The 18939-nt window shown below is 68.5% G+C and carries 18 protein-coding genes and 1 pseudogene; 14 read left to right on the top strand and 5 right to left on the bottom strand.

Annotated elements, in window-relative coordinates; translation table 11 throughout:
• Positions 1–163: 163 nt before the first annotated feature.
• From ABR737_RS29020 to ABR737_RS28970, 11 genes and pseudogenes are all read left to right on the top strand, one after another.
• Positions 164–409: a DUF7848 domain-containing protein gene (locus tag ABR737_RS29020; RefSeq protein WP_350253466.1), complete on the top strand. Its 246-nt coding sequence runs from the start codon at positions 164–166 to the stop codon at positions 407–409.
• A 273-nt stretch (positions 410–682) separates the two neighbouring features.
• Positions 683–982 (top strand): hypothetical protein, encoded by a 300-nt coding sequence (locus ABR737_RS29015; RefSeq protein ID WP_350253464.1) that lies wholly within the window; start codon positions 683–685, stop codon positions 980–982.
• A 558-nt stretch (positions 983–1540) separates the two neighbouring features.
• Positions 1541–1849 (top strand): transposase, encoded by a 309-nt coding sequence (locus tag ABR737_RS29010; protein WP_502964272.1) that lies wholly within the window; start codon positions 1541–1543, stop codon positions 1847–1849.
• The gene (locus tag ABR737_RS29005) at positions 1846–2718 is read left to right on the top strand and encodes an IS3 family transposase (RefSeq protein WP_350248784.1); all 873 of its coding nucleotides are present in this window, start codon (positions 1846–1848) and stop codon (positions 2716–2718) included. Before ABR737_RS29010 ends, ABR737_RS29005 begins: the two co-directional genes overlap by 4 nt.
• Before the next feature lie 240 nt (positions 2719–2958).
• On the top strand, positions 2959–3393 hold the full coding sequence (locus ABR737_RS29000) for a hypothetical protein (RefSeq protein ID WP_350253463.1): 435 nt from the start codon (positions 2959–2961) through the stop codon (positions 3391–3393).
• A 376-nt stretch (positions 3394–3769) separates the two neighbouring features.
• Complete coding sequence (locus ABR737_RS28995; RefSeq protein WP_350253462.1) at positions 3770–4078, top strand: hypothetical protein; 309 nt, start codon at positions 3770–3772, stop codon at positions 4076–4078.
• Between the two features lie 517 nt (positions 4079–4595).
• Positions 4596–5807 carry a macrolide-inactivating glycosyltransferase gene (gene mgt, locus ABR737_RS28990; protein ID WP_350253461.1) on the top strand — a complete coding sequence of 404 codons (1212 nt, stop codon included), beginning with the start codon at positions 4596–4598 and terminating at the stop codon, positions 5805–5807.
• A gap of 238 nt (positions 5808–6045) precedes the next feature.
• The gene (locus ABR737_RS28985) at positions 6046–6879 is read left to right on the top strand and encodes a hypothetical protein (RefSeq protein ID WP_350253460.1); all 834 of its coding nucleotides are present in this window, start codon (positions 6046–6048) and stop codon (positions 6877–6879) included.
• Positions 6876–7250 (top strand): transcriptional regulator, encoded by a 375-nt coding sequence (locus ABR737_RS28980; RefSeq protein ID WP_350253458.1) that lies wholly within the window; start codon positions 6876–6878, stop codon positions 7248–7250. The genes ABR737_RS28985 and ABR737_RS28980 overlap by 4 nt, the downstream gene beginning before the upstream one ends.
• Before the next feature lie 407 nt (positions 7251–7657).
• A complete protein-coding gene (locus ABR737_RS28975; RefSeq protein WP_350253456.1) occupies positions 7658–8692 on the top strand; it encodes an alpha/beta fold hydrolase in 1035 nt (344 codons plus the stop codon).
• Positions 8693–8733: 41 nt separating this feature from the next.
• A pseudogene (locus ABR737_RS28970) lies at positions 8734–8862 on the top strand (IS5/IS1182 family transposase); the annotation flags it as partial.
• Positions 8863–8931: 69 nt separating this feature from the next.
• Here ABR737_RS28970 and ABR737_RS28965 read toward each other — a convergent pair.
• Complete coding sequence (locus ABR737_RS28965; protein WP_350253454.1) at positions 8932–9306, bottom strand: GNAT family N-acetyltransferase; 375 nt, start codon at positions 9304–9306, stop codon at positions 8932–8934.
• Positions 9307–9516: 210 nt separating this feature from the next.
• Here ABR737_RS28965 and ABR737_RS28960 point away from each other — a divergent pair, with 210 nt between their 5' ends.
• Positions 9517–10419, top strand: coding sequence for a phosphorothioated DNA-binding restriction endonuclease (locus ABR737_RS28960; protein WP_350253453.1), 903 nt, complete (start codon positions 9517–9519; stop codon positions 10417–10419).
• A gap of 19 nt (positions 10420–10438) precedes the next feature.
• Here the strand turns inward: ABR737_RS28960 and ABR737_RS28955 are convergent, their stop codons facing one another.
• Complete coding sequence (locus ABR737_RS28955) at positions 10439–12439, bottom strand: alkaline phosphatase family protein (RefSeq protein ID WP_350253451.1); 2001 nt, start codon at positions 12437–12439, stop codon at positions 10439–10441.
• 162 nt (positions 12440–12601) lie between these two features.
• A complete protein-coding gene (locus tag ABR737_RS28950) occupies positions 12602–13153 on the bottom strand; it encodes a hypothetical protein (protein WP_350253450.1) in 552 nt (183 codons plus the stop codon).
• 394 nt (positions 13154–13547) lie between these two features.
• Between ABR737_RS28950 and ABR737_RS28945 the strand changes: the two genes are divergently transcribed.
• Positions 13548–14984: a sensor histidine kinase gene (locus ABR737_RS28945; RefSeq protein WP_350253449.1), complete on the top strand. Its 1437-nt coding sequence runs from the start codon at positions 13548–13550 to the stop codon at positions 14982–14984.
• Positions 14974–15612, top strand: coding sequence for a response regulator (locus tag ABR737_RS28940; RefSeq protein WP_350253447.1), 639 nt, complete (start codon positions 14974–14976; stop codon positions 15610–15612). Before ABR737_RS28945 ends, ABR737_RS28940 begins: the two co-directional genes overlap by 11 nt.
• Positions 15613–15684: 72 nt before the next feature.
• Here the strand turns inward: ABR737_RS28940 and ABR737_RS28935 are convergent, their stop codons facing one another.
• Complete coding sequence (locus ABR737_RS28935) at positions 15685–16986, bottom strand: DUF2786 domain-containing protein (protein WP_350256957.1); 1302 nt, start codon at positions 16984–16986, stop codon at positions 15685–15687.
• A gap of 462 nt (positions 16987–17448) precedes the next feature.
• Complete coding sequence (locus ABR737_RS28930; RefSeq protein ID WP_350253445.1) at positions 17449–18720, bottom strand: L,D-transpeptidase; 1272 nt, start codon at positions 18718–18720, stop codon at positions 17449–17451.
• Between the last annotated feature and the right edge of the window lie 219 nt (positions 18721–18939).

The following is an 18939-nucleotide window of genomic DNA, read 5'->3' as shown; positions in this document are numbered from 1 at the left end:
GAGTCGGCCGGGTCATGGACTTCAGGTGGTCGCACGTACAACTGCGTCCGCCCCAAGGTGGGATCGAATGGGATGCACGTCCGGAGGATCTACGTGCACTCGGTTCCTGTGACGACCTGAGCTCACGAGTCGCAGAACTCAACGCTCACAGCAGGAGCGGGCTGTGAACAGGTCGGTCTATCGCTACCTCAGGTGGACGATGGGGCCGGAGACCGCTCCAGAAGCCCCCGAGATGGTGCACGAGTTGGAGTGCATGTCCTGCGACGCCGCAGCAGACCCCTCGGAAGAGTTCGAGGTCGCACGCGACTGGGCCTTCTCGCACACCGGCCGAAATCCCTCGCACCGCCAGTACCGCGAAACCGTCACACGCTTCTGGCGCATGACGCCAACGGACGGTGAGTGCCTGTGAGACAGCGATTATTCAGCGTGCTGATCGTGGCCGTCTGGGCGGCGATAGTCGTGCCGCTTGTCGTCATCAGCACCCCTGACAACGGCTGACCAAAGACATGTGAGACCGGACCACCCCTCGCCTGGACAGCATCCGGGGTGGTCCGGTCCGGAGCTCTCGCGGACCCCGGTGCCGATGGTACTGGGGCCGCTGTCATGCCCGTTGACCGGCGGGTGACATCCCCAGGTAATCAACTGCTACTCCTGGGAGTGACGTTCTGTGCAGCACGATCCGATGGACCCGAACTTCGACGACGAGGCTCCGGAACCGGACGGCTGGATGTGGGTACGCGGCGTGGACTACGTAGCCGGCTGGCGGAGCGCGGTGGACGCTGCGACGGAACTGAAGGGAGCCATGGATGAGGCCGGCATCGACACGACCCAGGTTATGTCGACGGCATCGACAACAACGGATGGTTCGGGGGTACTCCGGCTGTCACTTCCCGTGCAGGCTGCGCTAGCTCTGGCCAGCGCAGCGCGAGAAGAAGCGCTCAGGTGGCGGAAGGCTGGCGCTGAGGATTCGCGAAGCTGCTGATGCAGCTGTGCGCCGCCTTCACGATCGCTGCTTTGTAAGCCTGGAGGTAACCTCCACGGTGGATCTGCAGGTCAGTAGCCGGGCGACTAACCCCGACCTCTCCAGGGCTTCATGCACCGATAAGCGCCCTAAATGACTGTGGGTACCCCTCCGTTCTGGCACACATCTGGCATGTCATGACTCCCCACCCGTCTTGACATCAGCCACCGACAGTCAGCCACGACGGTGGGTTCGCCGAACGATCAGGCGCGCGTATGCCTCGCCAAACCGGCTCCTGCCTCAGCCATCCTGCCCATTTATAGTCCACCGGGCGCGGGCTGGTGCGAACGGTGATCGACCACCGCGTTAGGAGCGAGGTTGAGCGACCCGGCGGTTGACCTGCGGTGAGTGCACTTTGGCGGACGCGGGGTTAATGCACTGCCGATGTCCGCGGTTCCCCGTGGCTCCCCGCTCGTTCTGGCACGGTCAGCATCGGATCCGGGGATCTACAGAGATTGGGCTTGATCCGCTTTGACGGACATCAGAGATCAGGGGTTCTGCCCCGGGAGGATGTCCATCATGGAGAGCATGGGGAAGAAGAAGCCTCGCCCTCGCCGTTCGTTCACGCCGGAGTTCAAGGCGGAGATCGTCGAGCTGTGCCGGCGCGGTGACCGCTCGGCCGGTCAGATCGCCAAGGACTTCGATCTGACCGAGACGGCAGTACGGCTGTGGGTCAGCCAGGCCGAGGTCGACGCGGGCGAGCGCGAAGGCCTGACCAGCAGCGAACGCGAGGAACTGGCCGCGCTGCGGCGAGAGAACCGCCGACTGCGCGAGGACGTCGACATCCTCAAGCGAGCCACGGCTTTCTTCGCGAAGGAGACCCGGTGACGGTGCACCCGTTCATCGAGGCGGAGAAGCAGAGCGGCCACAACGTCAAACGAGCGTGTGAACTGCTGAGGGTCTCCAGAACCGCCTTCTACGCCCGCCGCACCGGTACTCCCGGCCCGCGGGCAGCCCGCGACGCCGAGCTGACCGAACAGATCACGCAAGTCCATGAGCACTCGCGCGGCACCTACGGCTCCCCACGCATCCACGCCGCACTGAAGCGTGAGGGCTCCAGATGCGGCCGTCGCCGCGTCGCCCGGCTGATGCGGGCCGCCGGGCTGCAGGGCCGGCACCGCAGACGGCGGCACCCGACCACGATCCCCGATCCACGAGCTGCCGTGCGGCCCGACCTCGTTGTCCGGGACTTCCGGCCCGACGCAGCGGCCCTCGACGCTCGCTGGTGCGGCGACATCACGTACATCCCGACCGAGGAGGGCTGGCTCTACCTGGCCACTGTCATCGACATCGCCTCGCGCCGGGTGGTGGGCTGGGCGACAGCCGATCACCTGCGGACCGATCTGGTCGCCGATGCTCTCAAGGCCGCCTGCCGGCAGCGTCGCCCCACCCGTCCGGTGATCTTCCACTCCGATCGCGGGTGCCAGTACACCAGTCAGCAATTCGCCTCCCTGGCTGACCAGTTCGGCATCCGGCTGTCGGTCGGCCGCACCGGCCAGTGCTGGGACAACGCGCTCGCCGAGTCGTTCTTCGCCACCATCAAGCGAGAGTTGCTCGGCACTGCCGCCTGGCCCAGCCGGGCCGCCGCCCGCACCGCGATCTTTGATTTCATCGAGGGCTGGTACAACTTGCACCGACTACACAGCAGCCTCGGCTACCGCAGTCCCGCCGAATATGAGACCGCACTCGCAGCCTGACCACCACACCAATGGTGTCCGTCAAAGCGGAACAAGCTCAGATCGGGCATTGGCGGTTCTACAGGCTCCGGAAAGGGAGTCGATGCCTGCATCACCCGTCTGCACTGCGCGGATCGACAGCAAACGATTGCCCGCGGAGGCTGGGGGTAGACACGGGGGCCGTGCGTTGCCCGTTCAGGAGCTAGCCAGAGGTGACTGTGGCACGCCAGGTTCCCCGGCCCTGAAGGAAAGGTGCCTTCGATGTCACACCGTACTGCCATGGTGCCGGAAGCCACCTGGGTGGCCCGGTGGGCGGGCTCTCTGCTGTGCCTTGTGGTGGCCGGTATCCACGTCGTGGACCAAGGCGGCATCACGGCAACGAGGGACCCCTCCTACATAGGCATCGCCTACCACGTCCTGGAGATCGCGGCCGTGGTCGCGGCGGTGCTGCTTCTCCTCGGCCTCGTACGACTGGGATGGTTGCTGGCGGTCGGGGTCGCCCTCGGCCCCCTGGTGGGCTACATCCTCTCCAGAGGGCCAGGACTGCCCGACTACAGCGATGACATCGGCAATTGGACAGAGCCGCTTGGGCTGGTCAGCCTGGCTGCCGAAGGGGCCCTGCTCTTGTTGTCGGTGCCACTTTTCGTGCGGAGCTTGCGCCCAGGACCAAGAGCTTCGGGAAGCATCGGAGACTAGCTTGGAAGATCGCGTACCGAATCGGGCGACGCGGCTCAGGCACGGCAGGCCGCCTCCGAGATCGGCCGGATCCTGGACGAGGCCCACGCCGCCATCGGCCTCCCGGCCCGGAGAACGCTGACTGGCGCTGGGAGTACGACCCCGACCACGCCCACGTGGCGGGCGGCATCCCCGGTCACGTGGTGACGGAAGTGGAACGTCTGGCCGGCCAGCTCGTAGACCTCAGCGAGCGCAACGGACTGCGCAGCAAGCACCACCCGCGACTACGCTCTCCGCTCCGGAGAGTGATCCACGAACGGGTTTGTGCGACTCGTGCCTTCCCTCGGCCCACCACAGCGTTCCCGACTGGCGGCTGATGCACACGACCGTTTACCGCATGCTCGGCCCCACCTGGGGTATCGCCATCGATCTCACGGCAGGGTCGGCCTCGGTGGCAGCTCCCCCGCACAGCGCCGAGCGGGTCAGCCATCGGATCTGGCTGGACGCCACGCCTGTCCTCGCTCATTCCCCCACCGACCGCTCAGGGCTGCGCCTCACCCCGGGCGAAGTCGGCTGGCTGCGGCACGGATTGAGTCTGGCAGCCGAGGCGATCGAGGCAGCCCAGCCTCCGGAACGGCAGACGCTGGTCACGGTGTACCGCGTGCTGTTCCCCGAAACCGAGTTCCAGGCGGAGGGGCTGGCCTGAGCGATCACCGATTGGTCCCGGAGAGAGTTCAGCATCCCCGAAGTCGCCGTCGCCATCTCGTTCGACCGTGACGCAAACCGCTTCGTCTTCACCTGGCGGTCGCACGAGCCCGGCCCAGGGGCGGACGTGCGTAGGAAACATCCCGCCCGGGATCTACGTGGCCGCCTCCTGCGGGACGAACGAGGCACGGAGTAGCACGGCTGCCCCGTCGTTGGCGGTAGACGGTCGACCTCTCGGCGTCTCAACTCCTTGGCGCCTCAACTCCTCGACTCCTCAGCTTCTCGGCTTCTCGGCGTCTCGGTTTCTTGTCGCGCCTGGTGGCCGGTGCGGGCGTTTTGCTGCTGCGGGCGAGGGCCGCCCGACGACGGTGACCGCGGGGGGGGCAACAGCCCGGGCGTAACTGCCCTGTTGTGGATGCGCGTGCACTGGGTGTGCTTGTTGCGGATCCGCTTGCCGTGGATCCACTTGCCGGGGAAACGCATTGAACGAGACGTCTCGTCTCGCTTATGGTGAGGGCATGATGAACCCGAAGCCCCGCAGACGTGCACATATCGCCATGTTCTCCATCGCCGCCCACGGGCACGTGAACCCGAGCCTCGAAGTGATCCGCGAGCTTGCTGCCCGTGGGCACCGTGTCACGTACGCGATCCCGCACCTTTTCGAGGAGAAGGTTGCCGAGACCGGCGCCGAACCCGTCCTGTACCGCACCACGCTGCCCTCGCCCGACGACGACCCGTCGGCGTGGGGTACCACGCTCCTCGACAACGTCGAACCGTTCCTGGACGACGCGATCCAGGCACTGCCGCAGCTCATCACGGCGTACCAAGACGATGAGCCGGACCTCGTGCTGCACGACATCACCTCGTACCCGGCACGCGTCCTCGCTCACCGCTGGGGCGTTCCCGCGATCTCCCTCTCGCCGAATCTGGTCGCATGGGAGGGGTACGAGGAGGAGGTTGCCGAGCCGATGTGGGCGGAGCCCAAGGAGACGGAGCGCGGCAGGGCGTACTACGAGAAGTTCACCCATTGGCTTGCCGAGAACGGGATCACGCAGCATCCCGACCCGTTCGTCGGCCGCCCCGCCCGCTCGATCGTGCTCATCCCGAAGGCACTGCAGCCGAACGCCGGCCGGGTCGATGAGAAGGTCCACTCGTTCGTCGGCGCCTGCCAGGGCGACCGCGCCACGCAGGGCAACTGGGAGCGACCCGCGGACGCCGAGCGGGTGCTGCTGGTCTCGCTCGGCTCGTCCTTCACCAAACAGTCGGCTTTCTACGGCGAGTGCGTCAAGGCGTTCGGTGATCTGCCGGGCTGGCATGTCGCGCTCCAGGTGGGCAAGCATGTCACCGCCGATGATCTCGGGAAGGTCCCGGCGAACATCGAAGTGCACAGCTGGGTACCGCAGTTGGCGATCCTGAGGAAGGCGGATGCCTTCATCACGCACGCCGGGGCGGGTGGCAGCCAGGAGGGGCTGGCCACCGCCACGCCCATGGTCGCCGTCCCCCAGGCCGTCGACCAGTTCGGCAACGCGGACATGCTCCAGGAGCTCGGCGTGGCCCGCCACGTACCGATGGACGAGGCCGATGCCGCCACCCTGCGTGCGGCAGTGCTCGCGCTCGTCGACGACCCGGACGTGAGGTGCCGACTCGCCTCCATCCAGCGGGAGATGGCTGCCGAAGGCGGCACCCATCGCGCGGCCGACCTCATCGAGGCCGAACTGTCTGTCGGGTAAGGGCGCGCCGGCAGTACGCCGTAGACAAGGGACCGCTGTGTCTACATCGTGCGCTGGTTCAGGGCTGTGCAGCCGCTGCCACTTGTGGTGCAGCCACTGTCACTTACTCTTGACTGCCATGTACTTTGCGTTGCAAAGTGAGTGCAGTGGTGGCGGCCGCGACCGGACGGTCCGCTGACCGGGGCTGCCGAAGCGCGGGCCGCAAGGGGCATGGGGGGGCATGATGGGAACACCGTCATTGAGTAGTGCAGGGCCCGAACCGAGGGCGGATGCGGTCGGCCTGTTAGCAGCAACGGAAGGCCTGCGGGTCCGGGCCCGCGCGCAGATGAACGGCTCGTGGGTCTCCCTTCTCGGCTTCAGCCTGCTTGCGCTGGCGGCTGTTCCGGTTGCCCGGTACGCCTTCAATTTCGGAGCCCATGGCCGCTCCATCGGGTCCTATCCGACCTTTGCCTACGCAGAGTTGACCGGCCTGTGCGTCGTCCATGAACCGGGGACCCCGTGCTTGAGGGGCGAATTCGACGGCGCCGTCCTGCGCTTCGCGGCCTGGGGCGTGTGGTTCGCGCTCCTTCCCCTGGCATGGTTCGTCTTCGCCCGCTGGTACCGCCTGCGCGGCGAGGCCCGGGGTATCGTCCCTCGCCGCGGCGTGTGGATCCGCACAACCGCCATAGCCACCGCAACAATCACGGCAGCCCTGATGGCCCTGCTGTTCAGCCGGCACCAGTCGTGGGACGCCGAGCTGCTGGAGAACAGTTACGCGTCACCGTGGTACCTGGTCGGCATCGGACTTCTCGCCCTCGGGATGGCCGAACGCAGCTGGATCGCCGCAGCCGCCGGCGCCGCTCATGCCGTACTGCTCACCGGTTACCTCGGTGCCTCCTGGGGCAGTGGATGGCTCCCCTGGCAGCACCCCGCCGCCCCCAACGGCACCGCCGACCCCGGCTGGACCGACGGACCGCAGGCCAAGGCATGCCTGCTCGCCGCCATCCTGCTCCTTGCCGGCCTGGCCGAGTGGGCGGTGGCCCGTCGCCGAGCCGCGTCCGGCGCCGCCCCGGCGGGTACGGCTGCCTCATGAGCGTCGAGGACTCGCCGGCTGCATGCGAGGAACAGGAAAGACTCCATCCGACCCGGTCACTGGACGACACCGTCCACCAGCGCGTGCGGCTCGGCATTCTCACGATTGCCCGAGAAGCCGACCGAGTCGAGTTCAGCTTTCTGAAGAAGCAACTCGCCCTCACCGACGGAAACCTCTCCCGGCACCTGAAGGTGCTGGAAGAGTCGGATCTGATCACCATGGAGAAGGGTTACGCCGGCCGGCGCCCCCGCACGTGGATTGCCCTCACCCGCGAAGGTGCGCAGGCGCTGGACGCCGAACTCCGCGCCCTGCGTGCCCTTGTCCTTCGCCTGGAAACTCCCCGCCCCGCGTCTGGGTCGCCCGACGCCTGATCAAAACGGCCGCGGTGCCCGCTCCGGGAGCATGGGGTTGGAGGCGGCAGTGGTAAAGAAGTCCGGTTGAGTGACGGTCGTTGGTCATCGTTGGGTCGGCGTCTGGGCGGCGTTGGCCGCTGTTGGCCGCTGTTGGCCGCCATTGGTCATTGTTGGTCATCGCGGCCGGGGAAGACTCGCCGAAGGCTGCATCGTTGTCGGTGTCTGGCAGATCGCATACGTTGCCCCCCGGTGTTATTTCTCGCCCGAGGCCCCTGTTCCTCTGTTCTTCTGTTCCTCGGCGGACGGCACCGTGACAGCCCTGAGCTGAGCCCTGAACCTTGAACCCTTAGCTCGATGCGACCCATCACCGGATTTCATGGTCGGGATCCCCCTGACGAATTGGCGCAGAATCACGACGGAGTGAGATGAGTCTTTCTGGCATCGTCCCCCGGGGTGGGTGTGGCGCGCGAAGAGGTTTTCTCGGGTGGGCCGGAATTCTGGCCGTATCGACGCTGTGCATGACGGCCTGTGGTGCATCTACCACGCATTCTTCCGTCTCGGCGAACGCCGGCGCGGAGACCGCGACGTCGTTTGGGCGGCTGGTCGATATCGGGCATGGCCGCATGATGTATCTGGAGTGCCATGGCAGTGGGTCGCCGACCGTCGTGCTCGTACCGGGGCTCGTCGCGGCCGCGGACACCTGGAGCTATGTGACCGGACCGGGCGGCGGGAGAAAGCCCAGCAGTTCTGCCGTATATCCCTCGGTGGGGCGGTTCACCCGGGTCTGTTCCTACGATCGCCCGGGAACGGTGCGGGAGAACGGGAAGTTCACCACGTCGTCGACGGTCGCACAGCCCACCACAGCACGCGGTGATGTCGCGGACCTGCACGCACTGCTGAAGGCAGCCAAGGTACCCGGCCCGTATGTGCTTGCGGGATGGTCGGCTGGCGGGCCGATCGTCAGGATCTATGCCGGTGAGTACCCGCATGAGGTGTCCGGTCTCGTCCTCGTGGACGCCGAGTCGGAATTTCTGCAATCGCGGCTCACGCCGCAGCAGTTCGGCACCTTTCTGGCACTGATCCGTAACGACGACAAGAAGCGCATCGCCCAGTGGAAAGATGTGGAAAGGCAGAGTCCCGCGATCGTCTTCGGGCAGGTGCGTGGCGCGCCGACGGTGCCGAAGATCCCGGTGGTCGTGCTGACCGGGGATGAATTCGACGCCGACGCGTTCCGTGCCCGGCTGCCGGTTCATGCTCCGGCGGATTTCCCGCAGGTCTTCTGGCGGGCCCAACGTGCCTCGCAGCGAGATCTCGCGCAGCAGTTTCCCGGCGCGCAGCACATCACCAAGACACGGAGCGACCACAACATCCAGAACAACCGGCCTCAGCTCGTCACCGATGCGGTGCGCGAGGTTGTGGAGAAGGCTCGTCGCCGGCCGAGTGGTATGCCTACGTCCTAGACGCCTAGATTTCCTAGATGTCCTAGAGGGCAGCACGACCGCTCACCGCCGCTTCGCCGCATACCGGCCAAGCGCTCGTACCCCTCGTGTGCGGCATTCCGCCCATTCGCTCGCGTCGCGGGCCCGGCAGGCGTCGGACCGGAAAGCTGCACTCCGACGAGGGGTACGACAGCGCTTCCTTGCCTTCGCCGGCAGCAGCGCCTGCGCTCTCATTTGTTACCGCAGACTGTTCGCTCCCCTCACCCCTCGGCGTTGAGGATCATGAAGTTCTCGGGGTTCGGGACCGGGACGAATCCGGCCTTCGCGTAGACCTGGTGCGCGTCCAGGGTCGACAGGAGAACGCGCTTGAGCCGGTAGGGGGCAAGGTGGTCGCGAACTGCTGTCGCAAGCCACGTCCCAAGTCCCGTGACCACGCGAGCATAAGCGGCCTGGTTGCCGCCGGCGTCGTAGAGGGCGAAGTTCAGCGAGCCGCGCACCGACTCTTCGACGGTTTCCCGGGTGCGCCCCAGGGCCCAGAACGCGTCCGTCGAGAGCCATCGGTGCACTAGTTCCACGTCGAGGCGATCCGGGTCCATAGAGAGCTCGTACCCGTGGTTTTCACCGCTCGTGATCATGAGGGCACAGCGTATTCATGGTGCTTGGGTTTTCCAAGTGGTTGTCGCGTCGCGTGAGATGGCCTCCGAGTTGTTCCCGTCCCCGTCTCCATCTCCATCCCCGTCTCCATCCCCGTCTCCGTCCCCGTCTCCGTCTCCATCCCCCTCTCCGTCTCCGTCTCCGTCTCCGTCTCCATGGTTGGCGTGGGGGCCTCGGCCTAGAGTCCTGTTATGGATTGGGTGGAGCGGGTGGGGAATCTGCGGCAGTGGGCGCAGAACGGAGCGCGGGCGCCGCACAAGCCGTTGCTGATGCTCTATGCGTTGGGGCGGTTTCAGCATGTGCCGCAGCAGCCGATGCGCTACTCCGAGATCGAGCACGAGCTGAGCGAGCTGCTGCGGGATTACGGCCCCACGCACCGGACGTCGCCCTCCTATCCGTTCCACCATCTCGTCAGTGACGGGGTGTGGGAGGTGCGTACCGACAGCGGGGACGGCAGTCCGGGGACAGGGGTGCGGGCGCTGCGGGAGAGCGGGGCGCGGGGGCGGCTGGCCGCGGGGCTGCGCGGTGCGCTCGCGGCTGATCCGGCGTTGCTCGGGCAGTTGGCCCAACTGCTGCTGGACCGGCACTTCCCGCCGTCGGCCCATCCGGACATCGCCGCGGCCGTGGGGCTCGACCTGGAGACGGCGGAGGGGATACCGGTCGCCTCCGGGACGGTCCCGGGGCGTCGGCGGGCGGCCGAGCTGCGCAGGCGGGTGCTCATCGCCTACGAATACCGGTGCGCCTTCTGCGGCTTCGACGGTTCGATCGGCCGGGTGCCGGTCGGGCTGGAGGCCGCCCACGTCCAATGGTGGGCCTTCCGCGGGCCCGATGAACTCGCCAACTGTCTGTGCCTGTGCTCACTGCACCACAAGCTGTTCGACAGAGGGGTGCTGGGCCTGGATCCCGGCCGGCGGATCACGGTCTCCCAGGAGTTCATCGGGCACAGCCGGGCCGCGCGCGAGCACGTGCTCGGCCTCTCCGGACAGGCCGTGGTCGGGCCGCAGCGGGGCAGCGCAGAGGTCGCCCCCGACTACATCACCTGGCATACCGCGCAGGTTTTCCGTGGTGAGCCCCGGGTGCCGGAGAGCGTTTGAGGGCAGTTGGCAGCAGGCATCAGCGGCCGGTGTGGGAGGCCGGAGGTGTGGTGGCGGGGCCGGGGTGTGAGCCGTAGGCCTTCAGGAAGCGGTCGCGGAAGGTGTCCATCCGCCAGACCGGGGCTTTGTGGCCGGGGTTGAGGCTGGGCGTCCAGTGCCAGTCGGAGATGCGCTTCAGGACGTCGGGGTCATGGGCGACGATCGCGACCGGGACGTCCCTGCTGGCGTGGTCGCCGGAGACCTTGGCGACCGGCTGGTGGTCGCCGAGGAAAACGAGCACGGTGTTCTTGTTGCCGTACTTCTCGACGTACGAGATGAGGCTGTTCAGGGAGTACTGGATGGACTTGCCGTACTCGGTGCGCACCTTGTCGGTCTGCTGCCACACGTCCACGGGGCGCTTGCCGGCCTTCTCGATGCCGTTGTAGACGGAGCCGTCGCCGACCTTGTCCCAGCCGATCGTCTTGGGGAGGGGCGCCCAGGGGTTGTGGCTGGAGGTCAGGATGATCTCGGACATCAGAGGCTTGTCGTGCGGTTTGCCGTGCTCCAGGCGCTCGAAGGCGGCGAGGCTGTACTGGTCGGGCATGGTCGACCAGCTGAACTTGGGTCCCTTGTAGCCGAGCTCCCGGGAGTCGTAGATGTGGTCGAGGCCGTAGAACTTGCCCTCCGGCCAGCTCTTGGTGACGCCGGGCATGATGCCGACGGTGCGCCAGGCTCCGGTGCGCTTGAAGGCGCTGGTGAGGGTCAGGTGATCGCCCGCGGTGACGGTGCGGTAGCGCTGCTGGTTGTCGATCCACAGGCCGGACAGGAAGGTGGAGTGGCCCAGCCAGCTGCCGCCGCCGTACGTCGCCGAGGTGAGCCAGCCGCTGCGGGCGGAGTAGCCGGCCGCCCGCAGCCGTTCGGTCCCCTTTGCGAGCGTGGCGTCGACGCCCGGAGCCATCAGCCTGTCCTGGACGGCGCTGCGTCCGTAGCTCTCTATGAAGGTGAAGATGACGTCCTTGCCGCGCAGCCCGGTGAGCAGGTTGCTTCCCGGGGTGTGGTGGTAAGGGTCGCTCGCCGCTTCCTTGGCGAATGCCCGCTCGTCCTTCAGGGTCGCGCTCACGCCGTCCATACGAGCCTGGACGAGGTCGGAGGTGCTGCGGGAGGCGACCGGCGCACCGGCGATCTGCAGGCCGAGGGCCGCGGAGAGGGCCCAGGCGGTACCGAGGACGAGGGTGGTGCCGGCCGTCCTGGTGGCGTGTCGGGCCATGAGGTTGCTGAGCCGGACGACCGCCAGTGCGGGGAGAACGAGCAGGGCGAGGACGAGGAGTACGGCCGCGATCTCGACTCCGATCGTGCCCGTCCGGCCTATGGAGTCCTGGAGGAAGGAGGCGCCGTCGCCGAGCAGGGCCCAGTCGAACACCACGTTGAACCCTCGGCCCAGCACCTCGACGAAGCCGATGTCGAGGAGGTCCAGGAGGGTCAGCAGGCCGAGCACGACTCCCGCGAGCACCGCGGCCCACCGCCGTGCCCTCTGTGGCAGGAGGAGCAGCAGGGCGGCGCCGGCTATCCCCTCCACCGGTATGCGGACGAATTCGGCGAGGGTGAGGCGGTTGGGGTCGTTCGGCAGGAGGAGGGTGACGAGCACCAGGGCGGCGGCCAGGACGGTGGTGGTCCATGCTGCTGCCCGCGCCACGGCCGGGTGGCGGGCGCGCCAGCCGTGGGTGGGGAGGGGGGCGTGGTCGGTGGCTTTGTCCGGGGTGGTGGCGTGGTCCGTGGGCCTGGCCGGAGTGGACTTCTCTTCCGGGGCGGACTTCTGTTCCGGGGCGGACTTCTGTTCCGATGCCGTGGCCGTGGTGTCCGGCGCGGGCACGGCAGCCCGGGCGGCGGCATCTGGCGTGGCCACGGCATCCGGCGCGTCCCTGGCATCCCGTGCGTGCTCCGGGGGGCCGTTGGGGCTGTGGGGGCCGTCGTGCGGCAAGTCCCCGGTCGGGGGTGCCTTCTTCTCCTGTGGCAGTTGGTCAGAGCGCGTGAAGTGCGACAACCCGAAGGTCCTTCCGTGCGAGGCCCGGTGGTGGCGCGGCGGACCGGACTCGGGAGGTCGGCGCCGTCGCTATCTGTACGGCCAACCGGAGGTGTGCGTTCAATCAGCCGGCAATGGAGCACAGAAGGACGCTGCGAGCGGCGGCGGGGGAAAGGGGAGCCGTCAGACCGCAGCCGGCTGCTCCGTGGCTGCCGGGTCGGTGGCCGCGTGACGGATACGGCGGCGCTTTGTCACGAGGACCGCGGTCCGGGTGAGAACCATGGCGAGTGACATGAAGACAAAGGCATTGGCGTAGACATCGGGGCCGCTGAGCTGGTTTTCGATGCTGAAGCGGATCAGGCCTTCGGCGAACCAGTGCTCGGCACCGTAGGCGAAAAGGACGCGGGCGGAGGAAAGGACGACCCAGACCAGGGCGTAGCCGAATCCGCCGGTGGTGTAGATCTGGCCGTCACTGCCGCGGTGCGCGGGGAGAAGTACGCCGGCGATCAGGCCGCAGATCACGCCCACGCCACAGCCTATGAGCTGAAATGAAGGCGCGTTCCCGGACGTCGGGAAGGAGTGCACGAAGAGCGGAATGATGATGCCGACCGCTATCACGGAGCGCAGCATGCGCATGTTGGTGACCCGGCGGCGGCCCAGGTCGGTCGCCAGGATGATGGTGAGGATGGTGGCGCTGGCGATGAGAGCAGCGGCGAACTGACTCAGGTGGTCCATGGAAATCCGGGCCTTTCTGCGGTGCTGCGAATTCTCTTGCTCGGCGGGTGCGCTGCGGTTCGGAGGGTTCCCCTTGCGGGAATTCCCGACGGTCTGCGGATTCTCTTCCCCGTTCCTGTCCAGGGACCTGTCCGGGGCCTTTCCCGAGGCCTTTCCGGGGTCTTGTCCTAGGCCTTTCCCTGGGTCTTCTCCGAGGTCCGCGGAGGGGGCATCAACGACGTTATGGGGAAGGCAGGTTGCTGCGGGACGACCGACCGGTGGATTCGGCTGTCCACCGGTCGGTGGACAGCGCGGCACCGGGAGCAGGGTGATAGGACTGGGCGCGCGGCCGCACCCGCTTCCAGGTGCGCGGTGCTCATATCCAGGGGGACACAGTGGTATCCAGGGGGACACGGTGACGGCTGAGGCGCGGCACGCGCCCGAGGCGCGGGTGCGCTGGTTCGGGCTGTGGGACAGCTACTTCGTGATCTGCTACCTGGTCACCACGGGGCTGCTGTTCGCCTCCGGGGCCTCTGCGGGTTCCGAGGTTTCCGGGGTCCCGGAGGGCGGCCGGGTAATCGCCATCGCCGCGCTGACGCTGATCGTGCCCTGGTATGCGGGGCTCGGGCGGCCGTTGATGCTGCGTCATGAGAGCGACCGGCGGAACATCGTCTTCCCCGTCGGACTCTTCGTGCTGTTCGGGGTCGCCACTGCCGTCGATCTGATGAGCTCTTTCGCGCTGTTCGCCCTCATCCCGATGCTGATGATGAGTCTGGCGACCAGGCCGGCGCTGGTGGCCGGCGTTCTCGGCAATCTCGTCCCCGTGACGATCCTGTGGCTGCGCGGCGGCGCCGCGGGCCCGACCGTGCTGTTCGTGCTGCTGGCGTCGCTGCTCGGGATCGCCCTGTCGGCACTCCTCGGGCTGTGGATCAAACGCGTCGTACGGCAGAACAAGGAGCACGCCGAACTGATCGAGGAGCTGCGGCGGAACCGCGAGCAGGTGGCCCGCCTGTCGCACCAGGCCGGGATCTTCGCCGAACGCGAGCGGCTGGCACGGGAGATCCATGACACCCTCGCCCAGAGCCTGACCAGCATCATCAGCCTGGTGCAGGCCGCGGATTCGGAGGTGGAGGGCGCCCCCGCCGTCGCCCGGAAGCACCTCGCGCTGGTCGGGAGGGTGGCCAAGGAGAGCCTGGTCGAGGCGCGCGCCTTCGTGGCCGACCGGACGCCCGCGTCCCTGCAGGAGAGCTCCTTGGCGCAGGCGCTGCGGCGGCAGGCGGACGGGCTGATCGCGGAGAGCGGGCTGTTGGTGCGGTTCGCCGTCGAGGGGGACGAGCGGCCGCTGCCGATGGCGGTCAACGTCGTACTGCTGCGTGCCGCACAGGAGGCCGGGGCGAATGTGCGCAAGCACGCCGATGCCCGCGCGGTGGAGCTGATGCTCCGGTACGACGCGGGGCAGGTCGTGCTCCGTGTTGCCGATGATGGCAAGGGGTTCGATGCGGCGGCGGGGGCGGGGGCGGAAGTGGCAGCGGGAACGGCAGCAGCGGGAGCGGCCGGGAGGGAACAGGAGCGCGGTGCGGCGGGGCAGGGCCAGGGGGACGGCGGGGGCTTCGGGCTGCGGGGCATGGCGGCGCGGGTGGCACAGACCGGTGGGGTGCTGAGCGTGGTGAGCGAGCCGGGGGTGGGCACCACCGTCGAGGTGACGGTGCCCGTGGAGGAGACCGCGTACGGGGCCGTGGAGGAGACCGCGTACGGGACCGGGGAGGAGACCGCGTACGGGACCGGGGCCGAGGACGAGGCCGTGGACAGGGCGGCCGGGCATCGGGGGAAGGCGGCGGATGATGAGCGCTGAGGACACGGTCGCGGTGCGGGTGCTGCTCGCCGACGATCACCCCGTCGTACGCGAGGGCCTGTGCGCGATCCTGGAGTCCGACCCGGGCATCGACGTGGTGGGGCAGGCGGGCTCCGGCGAGGAAGCCGTGACGCTGGCGACCCGGCTGTTGCCGGACGTCGTGCTGCTCGACCTGCGGATGGGCGGGATGGACGGGGTCGCGGCGACGGGGCACATCCTGCGGCAGGCGCCGCGCAGCAAGGTGGTCATCGTCACCACCTACGAGGACGACTCCGACATCCTGCGGGCCGTGGAGGCGGGCGCGGCCGGCTATCTCCTCAAGGGCAGTTCCCGGGCCGAGCTGATCGAGGCCGTCCACGGCGCGGCGCGCGGGGCGACCGTGCTGACCCCGTCGCTGGCCACCAAGCTGTTCCGGGCGCGGGCGGTGGAGCCGCCGCCGCTGTCCGCCCGGGAGTGCGAGGTCCTGCGGCTGGTCAGCCAGGGACTGACCAATGCCGACATCGGCCGGGAGCTGTTCATCGGTGAGGCGACGGTGAAGACCCATCTCCTGCGTGCCTTCAAGAAGCTGGAGGTGTCGGACCGCACGGCGGCCGTGATCACGGCTCTGGAGCGCGGGTTGCTGTCTTAGCGGACACGCGGATCGTGCGTATGGGGCGCGCGGGTCACGTAGGTAGAGGGCGTACGGGAGCCTCGTCGTGGCTCACCCCTCCCCGTCGCCCCCGCCCAGTCGTGCCCGGTCCGCTGCCGCTCTGCCCTGGTGCCAGCCGTCCGCGTCGCGTACGCCGCGGAGGCGGACCGGGGCGGTGTCGGGGAAGAGGGCGCCGGTGGTCTGTGCCACGGCGAGTTCGCGGGCGGCGAGGACCGGGAGGAGGCCGGGGGCCGCTTCGGCGGACTCGGCGGTGGCGGCGGCCGTGGCCGCGGCGGTGGCCGCCCCGAGCCGGTCGCGGATGCGGGCGGCGTAGGCGACGAGGAAGGTCTGGCGGAAGTCCCGGGTACGGCGGGAGCCGCGGGCGACGGGGGTTCCGCCCCGTTCCTTGGGAGCTCGGTCCTGCTCCTGCTGCTTGAGAGCGCGATGGTGGTCGTCGCCCGCGCGGTGCATCGCGGCGGTGGCCTGGAGCAGCAGCGAGGTGTAGAGCATCTCGGCCGCCTCCAGGTCGGGCGCGAAGCCGACGAGGGTCGAGAAGCCGACGTCGGCGGCCCAGACGGCCTGGCAGCGGTTGGCGGCCGCCACCGCGTCGAGCAGCAGCGCCTTGGCCTGTTCGTACGGGCCCTCGATGCCGATGCGGACCGCGGAGGGGCCACCGGCCTGCCCGTCCGCTGCGGCGGCGCTGTCGAGCAGCGCCTCGTCGATGCTGTGCCGGGCCATCAGCTTCTGTGCCTTGGCGGACAGCGCCTCCGCCTCCTCGGCGTAGTCGGTCGCCTCGGCCTTGGCGAGCAGCCCGCGGATCCGCCCGAGGGCACGTGAGGCGGCGGCGCCGGCCGGGCCGTTTCCCCGGCCGGGCTGCGGCGGGGCCGGCAGCGGGGTGATTCGGGGCAGGCGGGCGAGCGCGCGCAGCGCCGTCAGTAGGTCGTACGCGGTCTCGAAGCGGGAGGCGCGGCGGCGCTTGGCCAGTGCGTCGAGGTAGCCGGCGTCGGACGCCCACCAGACCTCGGCACCGAGCTGCCGCAGCTGCTCGGCCCAGCGGGTGTCCCGGACAGGCCGCGGGGCCGGCGGCCGGGCCGCGTCGGCCGCGACGGCGTCGACGACCACGGCCACCAGGGAGGCGTCGGATGCGCCGGATGTGACTGATGTGCCGGATGCGTCCCGTCGGACGATCCGCTCCAGGTCGGCGGGCTGCCAGCCACCCGCCCAGCACTGCCGCACGCCCGCCACGGCGGCGGCGACCACCGCCGCGCTCACCGCCTCCCAGCCGGCCTCGGCCGCGGCCAGCATCGAGGCGCCCGCCTCGATAGCGTCCTCGGCCTGCGCACCGTCCGGCGCGTAGCGGACGCTGCCGAGCACCTGCCCGACCAGTTCACGAGCCGCGTCCGCCGACGACGGCCCACCGGGTCCTTCGCTCCGGCGTCCCTTGCTTCCGCGTCCCTCGCTCCCGCGCCCGTCGCTCCCGCGTCCCTTGCTCCTGCGCTCACTCACCCGCTCACTGTACGGAGGGCGCCTCGGGGCCCGCGTCCCGGTGGCTGGGCGGTGGCTGGGGCCCGCATCGCGGTGGTTCGGGGCCCACCTCCCGGTGGTTCGGGGCCCGCACCACGGTGGGTTTGGCCCGCATCGCGGTGATGGTCGGCGGCGGGGCCTCCGCGCAGCCACCACGACGCCCGGTGGTGCCCTGATCGGGGCGCCACCGGGCGTCGGTCACTTCATGGCGGAATCACCACCGGCTGTCCAGCCGTCCCACGTCGGGCAGCCGGAATGCCCGACTGCCGGACAACCGGAATGCCGGGCAGCCGGGCAGCAGGCCAGTCCGGACTACTGCACCGGCACCGCACTGCCGGTCACCCACTGCGACCAGTCCATGTTCCAGCCGTTCAGGCCGTTGTCCGGCTTGACGGTCTGGTCAGGCGAGTTGACGACGTCCACCACGTCGCCGATCTGCGAGTTGTTGTAGAACCACGCGCCGGGCGTCTTCGGGTCCTTGGCGCCCTTGGCGTCCTCCAGGCCGATGCAGCCGTGGCTGGTGTTGGCCTTGCCGAAGACGCCCTTGCCCCAGTAGTTGCCGTGGATGAAGGTGCCGGAGTCCGACAGGCGCTGGGCGTGCGGCACATCGGGGATGTCGTACTCGCCCTTGCCGTCCTTCTTCTTGAAGCCGACGGTCGAGCCGTCCATCCGGGTCTGCTCGAACCGCTCGGAGATGACCATCTGGCCGTTGTAGGTCGCATGGTCGTCGCTGCCGGCCGAGACCGGGAGGGTCTGGATGAGCTCGCCGTCCCGCACCACGTACATCACGTGCTCCGCGGAGTCGAGGGTGCTGACCTGCGAGTGACCGACGTTGAAACTGACCGTCTTGTTCTGGATGCCCTTGACGCCCGGCGACGCCTCGACACCGTCGAGACCGAGCTTCAAGGTGACCTTGGAGTGCGCCTTCCAGTACTCCTGGGGGCGGAAGTCCAGCCGCTTGTCACCGAACCAGTGGCCGACGATCTGCTGGTTGCTGCTGGACGCGACCTTGATCGCGGACTGGACGGCGGCCTTGTTCTTGACCGGCTTGTCGAACTTGATCGACACCGGCATACCGACGCCGACGGTCGAGCCGTTCTCCGGCGTGAAGTTCCCGACGAAGCTGTTCTCCGGGGCGACGGTGGTGAAGCTGGAGTTCTCCACGGCCGTGCGCCCGCGGGAGTCCTTCGCATGCGCGGTGACCTTGTACTTCGTCGAGCGGTCCAGCGCCTTGTCCGGCTTCCAGGAGGTGCCGTCGGCGGAGAGGGTTCCGCCGACCTTCTGCTTGGACTCGGCCGAGGTCAGGGTGACGTCGGTGAGCTTTCCGGCACTGACCGTGACCTTGGCGTCGTTGTTGACGCCGGCACCGGTCGCGCCGTCCTCCGGCAGAATTTTGATCTTGGCTTGCGAGGCGTCCTTCGCGGCCGCCTCGTCCACCTGCTGGGTGTTCTCGTGCCGGGGCCCGTCAGCGCCGCCGTCGCCTTGGTCAGCTGCTGTGCTGCCGCCACACGCTGCGAGCGTGAGTACGCCCCCGAGCAGCGTGGCGCTGGCTATGAGCCCCTTCCGGCGCTGGCTGTCCGTCATCACACGCATCTCCGTAACTACCGATTTCGCATCATTCCCCGAGCGAGCTGCCAACTGAACGCAGGCATATCCGGACGTAGGCATTCCTGCCGACGCCATATAAACGCCTTTTCCGTTTCACCCGTTCCATGCCTCCATGAAGTGTGGGGAAGGCCACTTATGCCCGTAGATCGGTCACAGGGCACACACAGTCCGAAGTCGGACGTGCCGGACCTGCTG

It is taken from the genome of Streptomyces sp. Edi2 (assembly GCF_040253635.1).
In the GTDB taxonomy this organism is placed as follows: Bacteria; Actinomycetota; Actinomycetes; order Streptomycetales; family Streptomycetaceae; genus Streptomyces.
This window is presented reverse-complemented; position numbering and strand designations above follow the sequence as displayed.

Coding starts and splice junctions, on each gene's coding strand:
- ABR737_RS29015 (WP_350253464.1), top strand. CDS start 683: ATGGACCCGAACTTCGACGACGAGGCTCCGGAACCGGACGGCTGGATG.
- ABR737_RS29010 (WP_502964272.1), top strand. CDS start 1,541: ATGGAGAGCATGGGGAAGAAGAAGCCTCGCCCTCGCCGTTCGTTCACG.
- ABR737_RS29000 (WP_350253463.1), top strand. CDS start 2,959: ATGTCACACCGTACTGCCATGGTGCCGGAAGCCACCTGGGTGGCCCGG.
- ABR737_RS28995 (WP_350253462.1), top strand. CDS start 3,770: ATGCTCGGCCCCACCTGGGGTATCGCCATCGATCTCACGGCAGGGTCG.
- mgt (WP_350253461.1), top strand. CDS start 4,596: ATGATGAACCCGAAGCCCCGCAGACGTGCACATATCGCCATGTTCTCC.
- ABR737_RS28980 (WP_350253458.1), top strand. CDS start 6,876: ATGAGCGTCGAGGACTCGCCGGCTGCATGCGAGGAACAGGAAAGACTC.
- ABR737_RS28975 (WP_350253456.1), top strand. CDS start 7,658: ATGAGTCTTTCTGGCATCGTCCCCCGGGGTGGGTGTGGCGCGCGAAGA.
- ABR737_RS28965 (WP_350253454.1), bottom strand. CDS start 9,306: ATGATCACGAGCGGTGAAAACCACGGGTACGAGCTCTCTATGGACCCG.
- ABR737_RS28960 (WP_350253453.1), top strand. CDS start 9,517: ATGGATTGGGTGGAGCGGGTGGGGAATCTGCGGCAGTGGGCGCAGAAC.
- ABR737_RS28950 (WP_350253450.1), bottom strand. CDS start 13,153: ATGGACCACCTGAGTCAGTTCGCCGCTGCTCTCATCGCCAGCGCCACC.
- ABR737_RS28940 (WP_350253447.1), top strand. CDS start 14,974: ATGAGCGCTGAGGACACGGTCGCGGTGCGGGTGCTGCTCGCCGACGAT.
- ABR737_RS28930 (WP_350253445.1), bottom strand. CDS start 18,720: ATGACGGACAGCCAGCGCCGGAAGGGGCTCATAGCCAGCGCCACGCTG.